This is a genomic window from Candidatus Brachybacter algidus, assembly GCF_016707225.1.
Taxonomy (GTDB): Bacteria; Bacteroidota; Bacteroidia; order Chitinophagales; family Saprospiraceae; genus Parvibacillus; species Parvibacillus algidus.
In genome coordinates, this window is sequence record NZ_JADJID010000002.1 from 563,469 (window position 1) to 580,356 (window position 16,888).

Genomic DNA, 16,888 nt, shown 5'->3' on the forward strand with positions numbered 1-16,888 from the left:
TAATTGTTAATTATTATTTGGGGAATTCGTTGATACCATTGACTATTGTGGAATTTAGTAAATTTTTTCAGAACTTTACTTGATTTCGGAAACTAGAATAACTTTGAAAAAAAATTAAATGTTTCGTAGATTATTTACTTTTATAGGATCACTTTAAGTATTAATTGAAATTAAAAAATAAAGCATTATGTCAGTTTTCGACCGCCGTTCCTTCCTAAAAACTTCAGGTGCCGGAATTATTCCGGCCTTTATTCCATTTCATGGTTTATTTCATGGACACCTTACACCAGGCGATAATAATACACGAACCGTAAAATTCTTCGGAGATGGTGAGATGTTCGAACCGGCAGAATATTTACAAGAGTTACAAAATGCGAATGCAAAATCAATCATCGTCAAAGACAGATATGGCACCGGTGGGGCAGTTGAACAACTTGAGAAGAAATTCGCAGAACTAACGGGCAAAGAAAAGGCGATCTGCTTCCCAAGTGGAACCATGGCAAATGAATTGGCGATAGATGTATTGTGTGGTGATAAGACGAAGGCATTTGTACCTGAAAACAGTCATATTTATCGAGATGAGGCAGATTCAGCACAACAAATATTCGGAAACAGGTTGATGCCATTGGGTGAAGGACACCACTTTTTCACACTTGAACATTTGAAAGATGCAATTTCAAAAATAGACAAAGACGAAGCTTTTAAAACAGGTGCAGGAGTCTTGACGATAGAAAATCCTGTGAGAAGAGCTGATGGACGCGCCGTACCACTGGAAGAAATAAAAAAAATAAGCGAATATTGCAAAAGTAAGCAAATCAAAATGCACCTGGATGGAGCGCGGATATTTATTGCTTCCGCATGGACAGGAGTTCCGGTAAAGGAATATGCATCATATTTTGATACCGTTTACGTCTCATTGTATAAATATTTTGGTGCTTCAGGCGGTGCAGTTCTCTGTGGCAGTGCCGAAGTGATTGACAAAATGGCACTTTTGATCAAAGTTCATGGAGGAACGATCTATAGCAACTGGCTGAATGCAGCAATGGCCATTCATAGACTGGATGGATTCGAAGAAAGACAAAAAGAAGTTATCGTTCGTTCAAAAGAACTGATTCTAGGACTGAATAATATCAATGGGCTGCAAATGTCAATGTTGGATAATGGAACTAATATTCACTTGCTTAAGTTGCCCAAATCAATTGATGGAGCTAAATTTCAAGATAAACTCTTGAAAGAATTTAATATTAAAATAGGTCGTCCCGATGAACAGAATGAATTAAAAATGACTATGAATGAAACACTTTTGTATATGGATGTGAAAGATATTGTGGATGTATTTAGAAAATTTATTTAACTAATAAATCTTCCCTGAAGTCATAATGAAAATATATGCTGAAACAGAAAGACTAGTTCTAAGAGCGTTTGTAGAAGAAGACGCAATTTCATTTTTTGAAATGGACTCAGATCCATTAGTCCACATTTATTTGGGAAATAATCCGATTACTACAATAGAACAAGCTGCGTCGACCATTGCCAATATCCGCAAGCAGTATGTCGATTTTGGAATAGGGAGATGGGCTGTTATTGAGAAATGTAGCGGTGCATTAATAGGTTGGTCCGATTTAAAGTTTATAGATTACAAAGATAATGAGCATATCAATTTTCATGATGTAGGATACCGTTTAATGCCAAAATACTGGGGCAAAGGATATGCAACAGAATCGGCTAAAGTTTCTATAAAATATGGCTTTGAGGCAATGAATCTTGAGGAAATCATTGGCACTAACCACGTCGATAATCTTGCCTCCAGAAAAGCACTTGAAAAATGCGGCTTAAAATTTGTTGAAACCTTTGATTGGAAAGGAAATCAGTGTAATTGGTTTAAGATAACTAAAAGTGAGTATGAAGATGAGCATAACAAATAACTATTTTTTTAGCAAATTAAATTCATATTAATTATCAAGGTAAATTACATTTAAATATGGGTAAAGAACATCATTTTAATCTCACTACGTTCTGGCAAGATACAGATGGTCAAGGAACAGCTAATGTTAGAAAATATTCCCGCAATCATACCGTTTCTATTAACGGCAAACCTGATCAGCATCTCACGACTGACAATGCTGCAGTGGGCGACAAATCAAAGCTCAATCCTGAAGACTTACTCGTGACTGCCATTTCTTCCTGCCATATGTTATCCTATTTATATTTATGCTCCTTAGAAGGAATTGTAGTCCATAATTATATCGACCATGCATCCGGAATTATGATTGAACAAAAAGAAGGCGGTGGCCAGTTTAAAGAAGTGACATTAAATCCTGAAGTAATTGTCACCGACGATTCGATGATTGAAAGGGCTATTGAACTCCACCATAAAGCCCATGAAATATGCTACATTGCTAATTCAGTTAATTTCGAGGTGAAGTGTATCCCTGTTTGCAAAATTATGCAAGTGCAATAAAAATCTGTGTAATCAGTGTAATCGATACAATCCGTGATTCAGACAAAAAGTAAGGTTCACGCAAAGGGGAAGAAAGAAGCGCGAAGACAATGACATTATGATGAAAAGTAGAACACAGATTTTTAAGATTGTCATGGTCCGGATATGATTTTTATAGCCTCTGCGTCCTTTGCGTGTCTTCACTTAGCGCCTTTGCGTGAACCTAAAATCGAGCTAAATATTGTTGAAAGATATTGATATTGGTCCGTGTCATCAGTGTAATCGATACAATCCTTGATTCAGACAAAAAGTAAGGTTCACGCAAAGGGGAAGAAAGAAGCGCGAAGACAATGACATTATGATGAAAAGTAGAACGCAGATTTTTAAGATTGTCATGGTCCGGATATGATTTTTATAGCCTCTGCGTCCTTTGCGTGTCTTCACTTAGCGCCTTTGCGTGAACCTAAAATCGAGCTAAATATTGTTGAAAGATGTTGATATTGATCCGTGTCATCAGTGCAATCTGTTTAATCCGTGATTCAGACAAAATTAGGGTTCACCCAATGCGAAAGGAAGAAGCGCTGAGGACGCTAAGCATGGATTTCAATTTATTATATGATGATGAAAAGTAGAACGCAGATTTTTAAGATTGTCATGGTCCGGATATGATTTTTATAAGCTCGACGTCCTTTCCGTGTCCTCACTTATCGCCTTTGCGTGAACCCAATACATTCCTTATTTCTATCAACGTACCGCAGTCTTACATGATGCACGTTTCTTGAAAGAAGTTAATGCATTTAAAGAGATAAAATTATAAATTGAATTTTGAAGTTTGAAAAAATTAATTTAAAATACTTACATTCTAAAGGTGATATTTTACCATATTTATACTCATAGTAATAAATACATTTGCTCATGCATGCAGTAGCTGAAAGAAAGGAAACAAATCAATTGAATGATATCAGAAATTTTTATCTGGAATTGTTCCCGAAATGTGCTTCCTATATTGCCTTACGGGGCGGCAATTTAGAAGATGCTAAGGACCTATTTCATGATGCGCTGATATTGTGGATGGAGAGAAGAACTGCTGTTAAAGATGTAATTCAAAATGATGAAGCTTATATAATGACACTGGTTAAAAATCTGTGGTTCAGAAAAAATAAAAGAGAAGAAAATGAATTGAAATCAGCTCAAAATACATCCGGTCCCTTGATGGAAGATGACTTTTATGCGAACAAGAAGCAATTAAAACTAATTAATTTCTTATCCATTACCGGCAGAAAATGTATGGACCTCTTGCGTTCATTTTATTTTGAGGATAAATCAATTCAGGAATTAGCGAAGGAATATAAATTTGCCAGCCTTCATTCTGCAAGTGCTCAAAAATACAAATGCATAGAAAAACTAAGATCAGTTGTAAAGGAAAAATCAATACATTATGACGACTTCGAATAAGATAACAAAACGTATCGAACGCTACATAGAAGGGAAGATGCCTGAACTCGAAAGGTGGAAATTTGAACTTGATTTATTACTCGATCCTAGGCTCAATAAATTGTTTAAAGAACAATTGTTCGTATTAAAACTTGTAAGACATTTTCATCGAAATGAGTTAAAAAAATCATTTGATAAAATCTATTTTGATCTATACAATGATTTAAAAAATCCGGAATTCAGAAATAAAATCAATTCAATTTTCTAAAATTTAATTCACATGATAAATATGGGATTAGTACCCATGGTGATAGATCATTCCACCATGGGAGAGCGAGCTTATGACATCTACAGCCTATTACTGAAGGAGCGGATCATTTTCCTCAGCGGGCCGATCAATGATGCTATGGCGGGATTATTAGTGGCCCAATTATTGTATTTAAATAGTGTTGAAAGTCACCGTCCGGTCCACCTATATATCCAAAGTCCAGGTGGTATAGTCTATTCCGGTTTTGCAATTTATGATACTATGAGATCAATGGCTTGCCCTGTATATACTTATGCAGTGGGATTTACAGGGAGCATGGCAACTTTTTTGCTTAGTGCGGGCGTAAAAAGATTTGCTCTTCCGCATGCCACTATCCACATGCATCCGACCGGTGGAGGTGCGCAGGGTTATACAGAAGATGTGCGAATAGCGACGAGGGAACAGGAACGTTTACAAACTCAATTATTTCACCTGATGGGTCAACATACAGGCCATAGCTGGGAAGAATTGGAAACATTTTTTCTCAGGGATAAATATTTAAATGCACAAGAGGCTTTGGAATTTGGGTTGATAGATGAAGTAATGGGCGATTCGAGTCAATTATTGAAGGTGGAAAGCAGAACACATTTGGTGCATTTTACCAAAAAGTAAAAGAAATAATTGTAATTACACAATTAATTTATTTTGAAGTCAAATACAAATTTCAATAAATAGATTTACTTTCCGACCTCTGACTTCTGACTTCTAATTTCTGACTTCTAATTTCTACTTTAGAATGAGTAATAATAAATAAATCAGCGTTCACATATAACTCCGAAACTTCAATTATTGGCAGTATCTTTAAGGCAAATGCGCAAATTATTATTTGAATTTGAGGATCTTTCCTGGTTTCCTGATACGATCAGAGAAAGTATGACCGATTATCTGCGTTATTTTTTGAAAGTTACGAAATTCTATAAACCTGTAATTCCATTTATCTCGGAGATTTTAAAACAGACAAACCTTCAGAACATCATTGATCTTTGTTCAGGTAGCGGAGGACCAGTCGAAGAAGTTCTATCCGGATTAAATGCTACAAGTGAGGGAAACATCAAAGTAACCTTGACAGACAAATTTCCTAATATCAGTTCATATACTTTATTACAAAACAAATATCCAAAAAGTATAAGCTTTGAATCTACTTCCATAGATGCGAAAAATGTCCCGGAGGAATTGAAAGGTCTACGGACAATTTTTTCAGGTATTCATCATTTTGATGAGGTTAGTATTGGCGAAATCATTCACAATGCTATTCAAAACAATGCGCCCATAGGTATCTTCGATGGTGGTGATAGAAATATATTTATGATACTCGGCATAATTCTTTTTCATCCATTATTATTCTTCCTATTTACTCCATTTTTCAGACCCTTTAGAATTTCAAGGTTAATTTTTACTTATTTAATTCCGATCATTCCTTTTTGTACAGTGTGTGACGGTATCGTATCTATCACCCGACTTTATGCACCCGAACATTTAGAGCGAATAGCGAGAGTACATGATGAAGCAAGATATACATGGAAATCAGGAAAGGTCAAGAATTCATTGGGAATGAATGTTACTTATCTGATTGGTAGCCCCAAAAGATAATATTTTTATATATTTAGTAATTAAATGTATATAACATTTAATTAGATGACTATGTGGGCAAAATATTTATGGGAGTTGGGCTCCCTTATCCTAGCTTTTATGACTTCAGGCCATTTATATGCTGCTTTTTTGAAAGATAGCTTTTCCACTCTTGACCCAACATTAATGGAAGATATGAAGAGGGCTCATCCGAAGTTATCCAAAGATTTAAACATGTGGGATTCGTGGATTAGCTTTAATGCGACTCACAGCAGTGGAGGCATGTTTATTGGTCTGTTGAATTTCTATTTGGCGCTCAATTATTTTGAAATATTCGGAAAAGATCATATTTATTTATTATTCAATTTGATAACCATCTCTTTATACTTTCGGAAATCCATGAAGTATTGGTTTAAGCCCATCAGAATTGGCATTACAATGGTTTTCGCATACAACTATATAGCTTACCCGATAATTTTATTGAATTAAATCCTTTTGAATAAATTAAAATATGACATTACACATTTAGCTATTGATATTTTATCTTTGAGCATTAAATGATATTTAAATAACATGGAAAATGTTTTTTCTATCAGGCTGGTAGATAAAAAAGATGCTGAAGGAATTCTGGGAATATATGCTCCATACGTGCGTGACACCATAATTTCTTTCGAATATGATGTACCAACATTGGATGCATTTTCAAAACGTGTAGAAAATATTTCAGAAGAGTATCCCTGGGTTGTTTGTCTATTGGGTGATCGTATTATTGGATATGCCTATGCAGGTCTTTATCGTTCAAGAAGGGCTTACCAATGGGGTGTAGAATCGACGATTTACATGGAAGAATCATTTCATGGGCGTGGTATTGCCCGAATTTTATATAATACATTGTTTTCAATTTTAAAGATTCAGGGTATGCTGAATATTTATGCGGTGATAAGTTTACCTAATGAAAAAAGTACCGGATTTCATAAAAGTTTAGGTTTTAGCGAAATTGGAATTTTTAAAAATGTAGGTTATAAATTCGATTCATGGCATGACGTTCAATGGATGGATCTATATCTTGGAGCGCATACCGGGAATCCTCCTAAAGTAAATAAATGGTCATTAATAAGAGATTCCAACGAAATAAGCTTGCTGTTGAGAAATGCAAATCTGGAATTTCAAAAACTGTGAATTTTATTTTTTAATAATTACAAATTTAGCTATTTATGACTGAATTTAGACGAACAAATTCTGAAAATATTGATTTCCGCAATTTGGTAAAAGAGCTGGACAAAATTCTTGCTGTGCTGGATGGAGATGATCATGCCTTTTTTGATCAATTCAATCAGTTGGATACAATAAAATATGTAATTGTAGTTTATCTTGAGGAAGAGGCTATTGGTTGCGGAGCCATCAAGGAATATTCAGAGGGCATTGGCGAGTTAAAGCGAATTTATGTTCTTCCGAAATTTCGTAGTAAAGGTGTTGCCACATCTATTTTAAAGGAATTGGAAACCTGGGCAAAAGAACTTAATTTTGAAAAAATAATTATGGAAACCGGCTTTAGACAAGTTGAAGCAATTCAATTATATATAAAAAATGGATTTCATTCAATACCGAATTATGGTCACTATGCAGAAGTTGAAAATAGTTTTTGCTTTGAAAAAATTATCATTTAGAAATAGAATATTAATATACCCTTAATCTTTTATAACAAAATGATGAAATCCAACTATTATATACTCATCCTAATTTTATTCTCCTCCACCCTGACTTTTGCGCAGAAAAAAATTGCTTTGGATAGTGTTTATACTATTCAGGATAGTGTGATGATTCCGACAAAAAGTGGCATTAATATTTGTGCTGTAATTGTGCGGAAAAAAGGAAATTCCCAACCATTGCCTTCCATTTTATTTTACACTACGTATTATCAGGGGAAGGGCGATACTTTATTCGGAAAAAAGTCTGCTGACCATGATTATGTAGGCATCATAGCTTATGCAAGGGGTATTCGCACAGACCTGAGGTATTATGCACCATTTGAAAATGAGGGAAATGATATTTATGACATCATTGAATGGATCAGCAAACAATCCTGGTGTAATGGCAGTGTCGGAATGTATGGCGGTAGTTATACTGGATTTGCTCAATGGGCTGCTACCAAAAAGTTGCACCCTGCATTAAAAACCATTGTACCGCAAGTTGCGGTGATGCCCGGTTTTGATTTTCCAATGGAAAATAATGTTCAGATGAATGCCACACTTTACTGGCCAAATGATAATATTTACAAAAATCAACAGATAAAGCGAAGTTTGCCTTTCGAATGGTTTAAGCAGGGTTTATCATTCCGAAGTTTGGATAGTTTGTCCGGTATAGAAAGTCCTATATTCAAAAAATGGATCAACCATCCGGCTTACGATTTTTATTGGCAGTCTGTGGTACCTACTCCGGAAGAATATGGAAAGATCAATATCCCTATTTTAACAACCACAGGTTATTACGATGGCTCACAAATCGGCGCAATTCAATATTTCAAGCAACATACTTTTTATAATAAAAATGCTGATCATTATCTTGTAATAGGTCCTTATGATCATTGGGGAGGCCAGCGTTATCCATCCAAAAACTTAATGGGATATAAAATAGACAGTGTCGCCAATGTTAGTATGAGTGAATTGGCATATGACTGGCTCGATTATATTTTAAAAGGTAAACAGAAACCTGAAATCCTACAAGACAAGGTAAATTATGAGGTGATGGGAGCGAATGAATGGAGACATGTGATCAATTTGGATGCAATGAGCAACGATTCAATTACAATGTATTTGAGTAGCGAAAAATCTGCCGGCAATTACAAATTAAATACCTTAGAACCGGGAATGGATTATGTTAGCCAGAAAATTGATTTCACTGATCGAACCACAGAAAACAATTTTTATACGCCTGATATTATTTTTGATTCTCTTGATGCTGGTAATGGTTTAATATTCAAGTCGGGCATTTTTAACCAGGAATTTGAAATAAGTGGTTCGTTTACCGGCCATTTATTTGCTACGATCAATAAGAAAGACATGGATATTTCATGTGCATTATATGAGCAGAAAGCAGATGGGACGTATTTCTTCCTTACACGCTATATCGGTCGTGCCAGTTATGCAAAAGATAATTATGAGCGACAGTTACTAACTCCCGGCCGAAAAGAATCAATTTTATTCTATAATACCAGGATCGTTAGTAAAATAATTGAACGAGGAAGTAGATTGGTCATTTTATTAAATGTCAACAAACATCCATTCGAGATAATTAATTATGGTTCGGGGAAAGAGGTCGCTGACGAAACGATCCATGATGCAGGAGCGCCTTTAGAGATCAAGTGGCATACAGATAGCTACATTCAAATTCCAATATTTAGAGATTGGAGGCCGAAGAAGAATTTTGAAAGATGAAGAGGATGAAGTCTGAGGATAGAAGTCAAAAATAAGATATACCGGTAATTATCTTAATGTAATTGACAAAGCAGCTTTCGCAATTTGCACTTTTACTGATCATTGCCATAAGTTTACGTAAAATAAATAGGTTTGTATTTGGAAAATTTAAATTACCTTTTCAAATAAATCTCTTTAAATGAAATTCCTACCTATACTCTTTCTTATGATTGCTTTAAATTCACCAATTTATGCGCAGAAATTAAATTTTTCATTCAACCATGTAGCCATTTCTGTGACAGACCTCGAGCGCTCATGTACATTCTATAAAGAAGTTTTGAAGTTGGAAGAGATCACAAATAAAACAAAAGTAGAAGGAATTCGATGGTTTACCACCGGTAATGGAATAGAGTTGCATCTTATATCGACTATAAAAGAAAGAGTCAAAATAAACAAAGCTGTACATTTTGCTTTATCAACTAAGGATTTCGATAAATTTATACAAAACCTTGATGGTAAAAAAATACCTTATTCAGATTGGCCCGGAACTCCTCAGAAAATAAATGTTCGGGCAGATGGTATTCGTCAAGTATTCCTGCAGGATCCTGATGGATATTGGATCGAAGTAAATAGTGTGTCTCAGGAATAGCTGTTTTAATTAGTAAGTATGACATTCTGATCTGATTTAAATTTGTCTATAAATAGTTATATTTTTATGAATTTAACAGGCAAAAAAAAATTACCAATTGACAAAATATTAAAGTTAAGTAACTTAAAAACTAGGATTAAAAATGAGGTTTCTTTTGCTGTATTTATTTGTATTCGCCGGGTCAATTGTTTTTTCTCAGGGGAGTTTGTCGTATTACATTTTAGCCGACAATGTAAATATGCGTTATGGAGCTTCATCCTCATCACAAATTATTGAAACTGCAGAATTTGGAAGAACATTTCAGTCGCCTGTATTTGTTACATCAGACTGGCTTGGATTTTATTTTGACCAACTAGATGATACAATATTTATAAACAGGAAGTTTATTGGGCTCGAATCAGATTTTTTGTGGACTATAAAATCTAAGCAATCAATAAGTGGACGTGGCAAGTATGAGTTACTAAAAATAAAATTACGAAATGATGATTATGCAGGAAGTCAGGAACTGCTATTTGATATACTTAATAATCATCCGGAATTCTTGAATACTTTTAGTGAATCTTGCGAACAACTGAATGTGCTGGCATTAGAGATGTATTTCAATGGTTATCCTAATTCAATTCAATCAGAACTCATAAAAAAAGTTATAGCTGATGTAAAAGATAAAAATATAAAGGCGATGGCTACATACATAGCCCTGAAGTATTCTTTACTTCAAAAGCAATCATTTTTAAGTGAGTTTTACATCAAACAAATTATCGCCGGAGAATTACCAAATTTATATTTAAAAGGATGTGACTATTCCACCTATTTTAGCACATATCCAATTATCGAATCCAAAAAAGTAATCTGTGCTTTTTTTCTCTTTTGCAACGAAGATCGTGGTAAGTTAATGATGGATTATATTGAGAGTCAAATAACAAAAGAGAAATCCTTAAAGTCTGACTTCTGTTCAGATCTGTTAAAATCAATCAATGGGAATAATTTTGATCAACATTGGGAATACAAGAACAAATGATTCCAATTGTTAAACAATTTACATTGATTTTAAGTAGACCCATGAAAGTCTTTTATCATTTTGCATTAATTTTATTGTTTACTACCAACTATTTATTTTCACAAGAAATTCAAAATAGCTCTTCCAATGCCATAACTGACACCCTAACGGAGGTAATAATCACGGCTTATCCAGGTAAATTATCCGCCTTCACAAGTCCTTCTTCTGTGGCTCTTCTTGATTCATCCATCATGAAATACCGATTACAAAGTGAATTACTCCCGGTAGTCAATTCTATTCCCGGAGTCCGCATGGAGGAGCGTTCACCTGGAAGTTACCGGTTTTCTATACGCGGAAGTTTATTGCGTTCCCCTTTTGGGGTTAGAAATGTAAAAGTTTATCTCGAGGAATATCCGCTCACAGATGCCGGAGGAAATACTTATTTGAACATGTTGGATTTTAACGATCAAACTTCTCTGGAAATCATTAAAGGCCCCGATGGCAGTCTTTTTGGGGCAAATACCGGAGGAGTTGTTCACATTCTTCCTACAGGAGTAAATACGGATACTCCCTCCGAGATAAAGCTTTCAACAGGCTCTTACGGTTTATTCACCGAACAGTTGTCAGGTAGTGAAAGGTTCGGACCCCATCTAAGATCTATTCAACAGTCTTTCCAAAGATCGGACGGATACAGAGATAATTCTGCAATGCGTCGGGCCACGATCCGCCTATCAGATAGATGGCAATATTCAGAAAAAGGAACTTTGAAATTATTCTTGTTTGCTGCAAATATGCATTATGAAACTCCGGGTGGCCTTAATCAAATACAACTTGAATTTAATCCAAGATCGGCAAGATATGCCACACCGACATTGCCCGGATCGGAAGCACAAAAGGCAGGCGTATATCTCAAATCTATCTTCATGGGAGCGAATCACCGATATGAATTTAATTCGAGACTGAGTCATAAAATTTCAATATTTGGGTCCAGAGTTGACTTCAAAAATCCATTTATTACCAATTATGAAATCCGTGGAGAAAATACATACGGATTGCGTACGAGTATAGAATTGGTCAGTAAATTGAATTCAAAAAGTCTTTTAAACTGGAACTGGAATACAGGACTGGAATGGCAACAAACAGCTGCTGAAATAAATAATTATGATAATAATGGTGGTGAAAAAGGAAATCTGCAAAGTGGAAGTAGTATTCTAAGTACCCAGCATTTTTATTTCACAAGATTTCAAAGTATCTGGTTTAATAACTGGGTAGTGGAAGGTTCAGTAAGTCTTACCAATGCCCAGCATGTATTCAAAGAAGTTCCAAAATTAAAAACCGATTTTGATCCGCAATGGATGCCCAGACTGGCCAGCAGTCTAAGATTGGGAAGGCAGGTATTACTAAGAGCATCTGTGAGCAGGGGATATTCTCCACCTACTACAGCTGAAGTTCTTCCTTCCAATAATTTCATCTATCAAAACCTGAAACCTGAAAGTGGGTGGAACTATGAGGCGGGTCTTCGATTTAATAATAAGCGGTTAAAAATAGATGTGGCTGCATTTCATTATCAATTGGAAGATGCAATTGTCAGGCAGGTAGATAGTTCGGGAGCAGAATTTTTTATCAATTCGGGAGGAACTAATCAAAACGGAATTGAATGTTCGATTAATTATAAATTAATTAAATCGAGTATTTCGAGGACGCTAATTCATTCAGTTTCTCTTTTTAATTCAACTACAATTAATGATTTTAAATTTAGAGATTACTTCTCTGGCGAGGATAATTTTTCCGGAAATAAACTGACCGGAGTACCTGATAAGGTTATTGTCTCAGGGATATTTATCGAATTTCAGAAGGGATTTAGTTTGTCTATGATGCACACATATGTAGGAAGTTTACCACTCAATGATGCCAATTCTGTATCTGCCAAATCTTATGATTTGCTTCAGGTTAAAATAGAAAAAAGTTTTAAATTTGGTAAATCAGTAATTAATCTCAATGGAGGTGTAGACAATTTATTGAATGCACGATACAGTTCCGGCAATGATATCAATGCTTTGGGAGGACGTTATTATAATCCGGCTCCGGGGCGAAATTTTGTAGTTAGTTTGAAATTGAAATTGTGACAATGTGGTTTGGAGTTTGTTGTTTGATGTTTGTTTGATATATTCGTAAAACATTTTAAAAAATATATTTATGAAAAGGGCAGTTTTAATTTCTGGGTTGGTACTAATGACCTCTTTACTATTCCATGCCTGCAGCGGACCTTCAAAAGAAAAAGTAGCAGTTGTGTCAACAGATACACTTCAGGCTGAAGAGGAAGTAATGTCAGAGGAGGAATTAAAAATCAAAGAAACAGAGTTATGGGAATTCCTCATCTCAACAGAAGGCACATACGGCTGGGAAACAAAAACCGATAAAATATCGCTCGACTTTTTTGAAGACGGTAGATTGCATATTCAAGGCCCTGATGGAGAAGCTACTATGTGGGAAGGCAGTTGGAAGTTGAAAGGAGACAGATTGTCGATGGTGCGGCCGGATTTGAAAAGTACGGAAACGGAGAGTGTGAGCAGAGATGGGGACAAACTGATGATTGGTGCGGTGGAGTATACAAGGTATAAGGCGGAGTAGTAATGGGTAATGAGTAATAAGTAATGGGTAATACTCACGGAGCGCCATTCTAATTTCTAACTTCCAATTTCTAATTTTTTATAAGAAATATAACATGAATGATGAAATGAACCCACTTAAATCTTCCTTCCTTCCCATCTCAAATCATGACGCTGAGATACTGATACTTGGTTCGCTACCGGGAGAAAAGTCTTTGGAATTGCAGGAGTATTATGGTCATGCGCAGAATAAGTTTTGGAAGTTAATTGCGGCAATAACAGAGCATGAATTACCTCAGGATTATGAGGAGAAAGTCAAATTGTTGAAGATATCCAAAATTGCACTTTGGGATGTGGTACATTCAGCGCATCGAATTGGAAGTCTCGATACCGCTATATTGAATGAAATCCAGAACGACCTTGAAATTTTTATTAATGATCACCAAAATCTAAAAATCATTGCTTTTAACGGGAGAAAGGCAGAATCACTTTTTAATAAATATTTTCAGAAGAAGGACGAAATAAATTATGTTTTATTGCCGAGTTCCAGTCCTGCGAATGCTAGGATGTTGATGGACAGGATGGTTGAGCAGTGGAAGGAGAAGTTGTTTGGCGAGGGTTGAATTATAGAAATTGAAGACTGCTTGCCTCTCATTATTAGAAATTTGAAGTCGCTGAACTAACTTCGCAACTTGTTGCGAAGTTATAAATTCCATACATAATAAAATATTTTTCAGAAATGTCCAGTTTTTTAATTAAAAAACTGGACATTTCTATTACCTTTGTGACTTAATGAAAGTCATGAAGACCACTGATATTATTACATCGAAGCTCAATAGATTTCCTCAGGGTTATGTCTTCACCTATGAGGACTTTCATTTGGAGGTGGAAAGAAAGGAAGCTGTAATAAAAGCACTCAATAGGATGGTTGCCTCCGGCAAAATAGAAAAGCTTTCAAAAGGTAAATATTATAAACCGGAAAGGACACCATTTGGTGATCTTCAACCTAACCAGGAGCAAATTGTGAAAGACTTGCTGGAAGATGATGGCAAGCTTATCGGATATCTGACTTGTTTAAGTATCTATAATAAGTTGGGATTGACGACACAGGTGAGCAATACTATTCAAATAGGAAAAAATGTTACCGCCCCGGCTTTCAAGAGAAACAGATATAATATTTCATTCATTAAACAAAAGAATACGATTACCAAAGACAATATTCCTATGTTTCAAGTACTGGATGCAATTCGTTTCATTAAAAAAATTCCCGATAGCACCATTGAGCAATCACTCAAAAGATTAATTGCAATAATTGAAGAAGTGCCTGCTTTGGATCTATATACCATAGTAAGATTAGCACTTAAATATCCTCCTGCAACAAGAGCATTACTTGGAGCCATTCTTGAGGATTTAGGACATATAGGATTTATACTAGGTTTGTACAAATCTTTAAATCCTATTACAAAGTATAAAATAAAAGGAGCAGATAAAATATTACCTAATACCCAAAATTGGAATATAATATGAATCTCCACGAAAATAAAAAATTATTCAGACAAGCTGTTCAGACAACGGCACAGCAGAAAGGAATTCCTGAAATTTATATTGAAAAGGACTATTGGGTGACACATGCGTTGTACACCATTTTCACAGATCCCCTTGGAGCAGATGCAATATTTAAAGGAGGTACAGCTTTGTCCAAATGTTATAAATTGATTGATCGCTTTTCAGAAGACATAGATTTAACTGTACTAAGAAAGGATGGAGAGTCTGACGCACAAATGAAAATCAAGATAAGAGAACTTGGAAAAGTTTTAACCGCTCAACTACCGGAAGTAGAGATTGGAGGTGTAACGAATAAAAAGGGTAACATAAGGAAGACTGCTCATACTTATGAAAAAGAATTTCAAGGAGCATACGGACAGATCAGGGATGTAATCGTTTTGGAAGTCACCTGGTTGGGTAATTTTGAGCCTTATGAATCCAAATTTGTTCGGACGTATATATCGGAAATGATGGAAAGCACGGATCAAGGAGCCTTCATTGACCAATATGGATTGAGACCATTCGAAGTTAAAGTGTTACATCCCCGTCGTACACTGTGTGAAAAAATCATGAGCCTTGTCCGATTTTCGTATTCAGATGATGCTATAAATGATCTTAAAAAGAAAATCAGACACGTTTATGATATACATCAACTATTGCAAAATAAAAAGCTCAATTCATTTTTCCAAAGTGGAGATTTTGAAGAAATGCTGAGTAAAGTTGCCCAGGATGATAAGACTAGTTATAAAAGCAATAATCAATGGTTGAAAAATCATCCGAAAGATGCGATGATATTTAAAGATCTTGAAGATATATGGAATGGATTAAGTGAAACCTATAATGGTGATTTTAAGAATTTAGTTCATGGTGATTTACCAAATTTCTTAGATGTGCTTGCAACGATGAAAATGGTTAAAGAGAAAATTGGTTCTATTGGCTGGCCGATTAAAGTGGAAAAAATTTAGGAGTGTCGAAAGAATAATATTTTTTTACTTTAACATATTAAGATCAAATTTCATCATGTACAGTAATAGATAGGTTGATAATAAAGACTTCTTATTGGGCTAATTATTTATATTCTTAATACAATAATAATGAATTACGCAGAGCAACTTGAGACCGTTGAATGGAAAACACGAAGAAAGCTGATACTTGAACGAGACAATATGACATGCCATAAGTGTTTGAACAATAGTTATCATGAAAATTTAATGTTTGGAGTGTTGGAAGCGCAAACAACTTTCAAATCAAAAATTTGGGATTATATAAATGCTAAAATAATATTTTGTAATACTCCTAACCGACTTGATTTTAAGCAATTAAGTGGGAAAATCTGTTTTTACAAATTTGAGGATAATCATCAAATATTATTTAGTGTAATCGATATTGATTTTCCTTTTCAACCTGAGCAAGTAAGAAGTAGTATAATTACATACGCTTCGATTTATCATAATGAAGAGAGATATAGCTTAAAAAATAATATATCTTCTGCTTTTAAATATTCAACACTATCAAAAGAAGATATCAACCAACAGATGGATTTAAAGAAGTGGCTTTATTTAAGAAACTTAAACATCCATCATAAATATTATCAGGAAGGCAAAATGGCGTGGGAGTATCCTGATGAGGCCCTTGAAACTCTTTGCTGGCCATGTCATGAAAATCTTCATAAGAATTCGGTTATTGATATTTTAGACATCAATGGAAAATTGTTGTCCAAAAGGGAAGTTTGTACAAGATGTTATGGTGCAGGTTGGTTTCCACAATATAAACATGTAGAAAGTGGAATTTGCTTTAAATGTAATGGGTCTCGCTTTGACTTTTATTGAAAGAAGATGAAGTGTTTTGAAGTATAAGCTCCTTAGTGTCTATGACCTAAAACATTTTTATTACCTTTATTTTCTTTACATCATATTAAGCGTCAA

19 protein-coding genes are annotated in these 16,888 nt (G+C 34.9%); all 19 read left to right on the forward strand.

Features of this window, described 5'->3' with window-relative positions:
- Window positions 1-187 precede the first annotated feature (187 nt).
- The 19 genes from IPI15_RS08260 to IPI15_RS08350 all read left to right on the forward strand — a co-directional run bounded on the left by IPI15_RS08260 (window position 188) and on the right by IPI15_RS08350 (window position 16,792).
- Window positions 188-1,354 (forward strand): threonine aldolase family protein, encoded by a 1,167-nt coding sequence (locus tag IPI15_RS08260; RefSeq protein WP_287401702.1) that lies wholly within the window; start codon window positions 188-190, stop codon window positions 1,352-1,354.
- 25 nt (window positions 1,355-1,379) lie between these two features.
- On the forward strand, window positions 1,380-1,925 hold the full coding sequence (locus IPI15_RS08265) for a GNAT family N-acetyltransferase (RefSeq protein ID WP_287401703.1): 546 nt from the start codon (window positions 1,380-1,382) through the stop codon (window positions 1,923-1,925).
- A gap of 56 nt (window positions 1,926-1,981) precedes the next feature.
- Window positions 1,982-2,461 carry an OsmC family protein gene (locus IPI15_RS08270; RefSeq protein WP_287401704.1) on the forward strand — a complete coding sequence of 160 codons (480 nt, stop codon included), beginning with the start codon at window positions 1,982-1,984 and terminating at the stop codon, window positions 2,459-2,461.
- Window positions 2,462-3,355: 894 nt separating this feature from the next.
- The gene (locus IPI15_RS08275) at window positions 3,356-3,895 is read left to right on the forward strand and encodes an RNA polymerase sigma factor (protein WP_287401705.1); all 540 of its coding nucleotides are present in this window, start codon (window positions 3,356-3,358) and stop codon (window positions 3,893-3,895) included.
- Entirely contained in the window at window positions 3,879-4,142 is a 264-nt protein-coding gene (locus tag IPI15_RS08280) for a hypothetical protein (protein ID WP_287401706.1), read from the forward strand. The genes IPI15_RS08275 and IPI15_RS08280 overlap by 17 nt, the downstream gene beginning before the upstream one ends.
- Before the next feature lie 12 nt (window positions 4,143-4,154).
- Entirely contained in the window at window positions 4,155-4,793 is a 639-nt protein-coding gene (locus IPI15_RS08285) for a ClpP family protease (protein ID WP_287401707.1), read from the forward strand.
- Between the two features lie 177 nt (window positions 4,794-4,970).
- The gene (locus IPI15_RS08290) at window positions 4,971-5,771 is read left to right on the forward strand and encodes a hypothetical protein (RefSeq protein WP_287419836.1); all 801 of its coding nucleotides are present in this window, start codon (window positions 4,971-4,973) and stop codon (window positions 5,769-5,771) included.
- Window positions 5,772-5,822: 51 nt separating this feature from the next.
- Window positions 5,823-6,239, forward strand: a complete 417-nt coding sequence (locus IPI15_RS08295; protein WP_287401710.1) for an LIC_13387 family protein — start codon at window positions 5,823-5,825, stop codon at window positions 6,237-6,239.
- Window positions 6,240-6,323: 84 nt separating this feature from the next.
- Window positions 6,324-6,929 (forward strand): GNAT family N-acetyltransferase, encoded by a 606-nt coding sequence (locus IPI15_RS08300; RefSeq protein ID WP_287419838.1) that lies wholly within the window; start codon window positions 6,324-6,326, stop codon window positions 6,927-6,929.
- A 35-nt stretch (window positions 6,930-6,964) separates the two neighbouring features.
- Window positions 6,965-7,417, forward strand: coding sequence for a GNAT family N-acetyltransferase (locus IPI15_RS08305; protein ID WP_287401712.1), 453 nt, complete (start codon window positions 6,965-6,967; stop codon window positions 7,415-7,417).
- A gap of 39 nt (window positions 7,418-7,456) precedes the next feature.
- The gene (locus IPI15_RS08310; protein WP_287419840.1) at window positions 7,457-9,184 is read left to right on the forward strand and encodes a CocE/NonD family hydrolase; all 1,728 of its coding nucleotides are present in this window, start codon (window positions 7,457-7,459) and stop codon (window positions 9,182-9,184) included.
- A 178-nt stretch (window positions 9,185-9,362) separates the two neighbouring features.
- Window positions 9,363-9,812: a VOC family protein gene (locus tag IPI15_RS08315; RefSeq protein ID WP_287419842.1), complete on the forward strand. Its 450-nt coding sequence runs from the start codon at window positions 9,363-9,365 to the stop codon at window positions 9,810-9,812.
- Between the two features lie 142 nt (window positions 9,813-9,954).
- The gene (locus IPI15_RS08320; RefSeq protein ID WP_287419844.1) at window positions 9,955-10,830 is read left to right on the forward strand and encodes a hypothetical protein; all 876 of its coding nucleotides are present in this window, start codon (window positions 9,955-9,957) and stop codon (window positions 10,828-10,830) included.
- A gap of 41 nt (window positions 10,831-10,871) precedes the next feature.
- Entirely contained in the window at window positions 10,872-12,935 is a 2,064-nt protein-coding gene (locus IPI15_RS08325; RefSeq protein ID WP_287419846.1) for a TonB-dependent receptor, read from the forward strand.
- A 70-nt stretch (window positions 12,936-13,005) separates the two neighbouring features.
- Window positions 13,006-13,440 carry a hypothetical protein gene (locus IPI15_RS08330; protein WP_287419848.1) on the forward strand — a complete coding sequence of 145 codons (435 nt, stop codon included), beginning with the start codon at window positions 13,006-13,008 and terminating at the stop codon, window positions 13,438-13,440.
- A 94-nt stretch (window positions 13,441-13,534) separates the two neighbouring features.
- Window positions 13,535-14,041: a DNA-deoxyinosine glycosylase gene (locus IPI15_RS08335; RefSeq protein WP_287419849.1), complete on the forward strand. Its 507-nt coding sequence runs from the start codon at window positions 13,535-13,537 to the stop codon at window positions 14,039-14,041.
- 178 nt (window positions 14,042-14,219) lie between these two features.
- Window positions 14,220-14,945: a type IV toxin-antitoxin system AbiEi family antitoxin domain-containing protein gene (locus IPI15_RS08340; RefSeq protein WP_287419850.1), complete on the forward strand. Its 726-nt coding sequence runs from the start codon at window positions 14,220-14,222 to the stop codon at window positions 14,943-14,945.
- Window positions 14,942-15,928 carry a nucleotidyl transferase AbiEii/AbiGii toxin family protein gene (locus tag IPI15_RS08345; RefSeq protein WP_287419852.1) on the forward strand — a complete coding sequence of 329 codons (987 nt, stop codon included), beginning with the start codon at window positions 14,942-14,944 and terminating at the stop codon, window positions 15,926-15,928. Before IPI15_RS08340 ends, IPI15_RS08345 begins: the two co-directional genes overlap by 4 nt.
- Window positions 15,929-16,057: 129 nt before the next feature.
- Window positions 16,058-16,792, forward strand: coding sequence for a hypothetical protein (locus IPI15_RS08350; RefSeq protein WP_287419854.1), 735 nt, complete (start codon window positions 16,058-16,060; stop codon window positions 16,790-16,792).
- The last annotated feature ends 96 nt before the right edge of the window (window positions 16,793-16,888 follow it).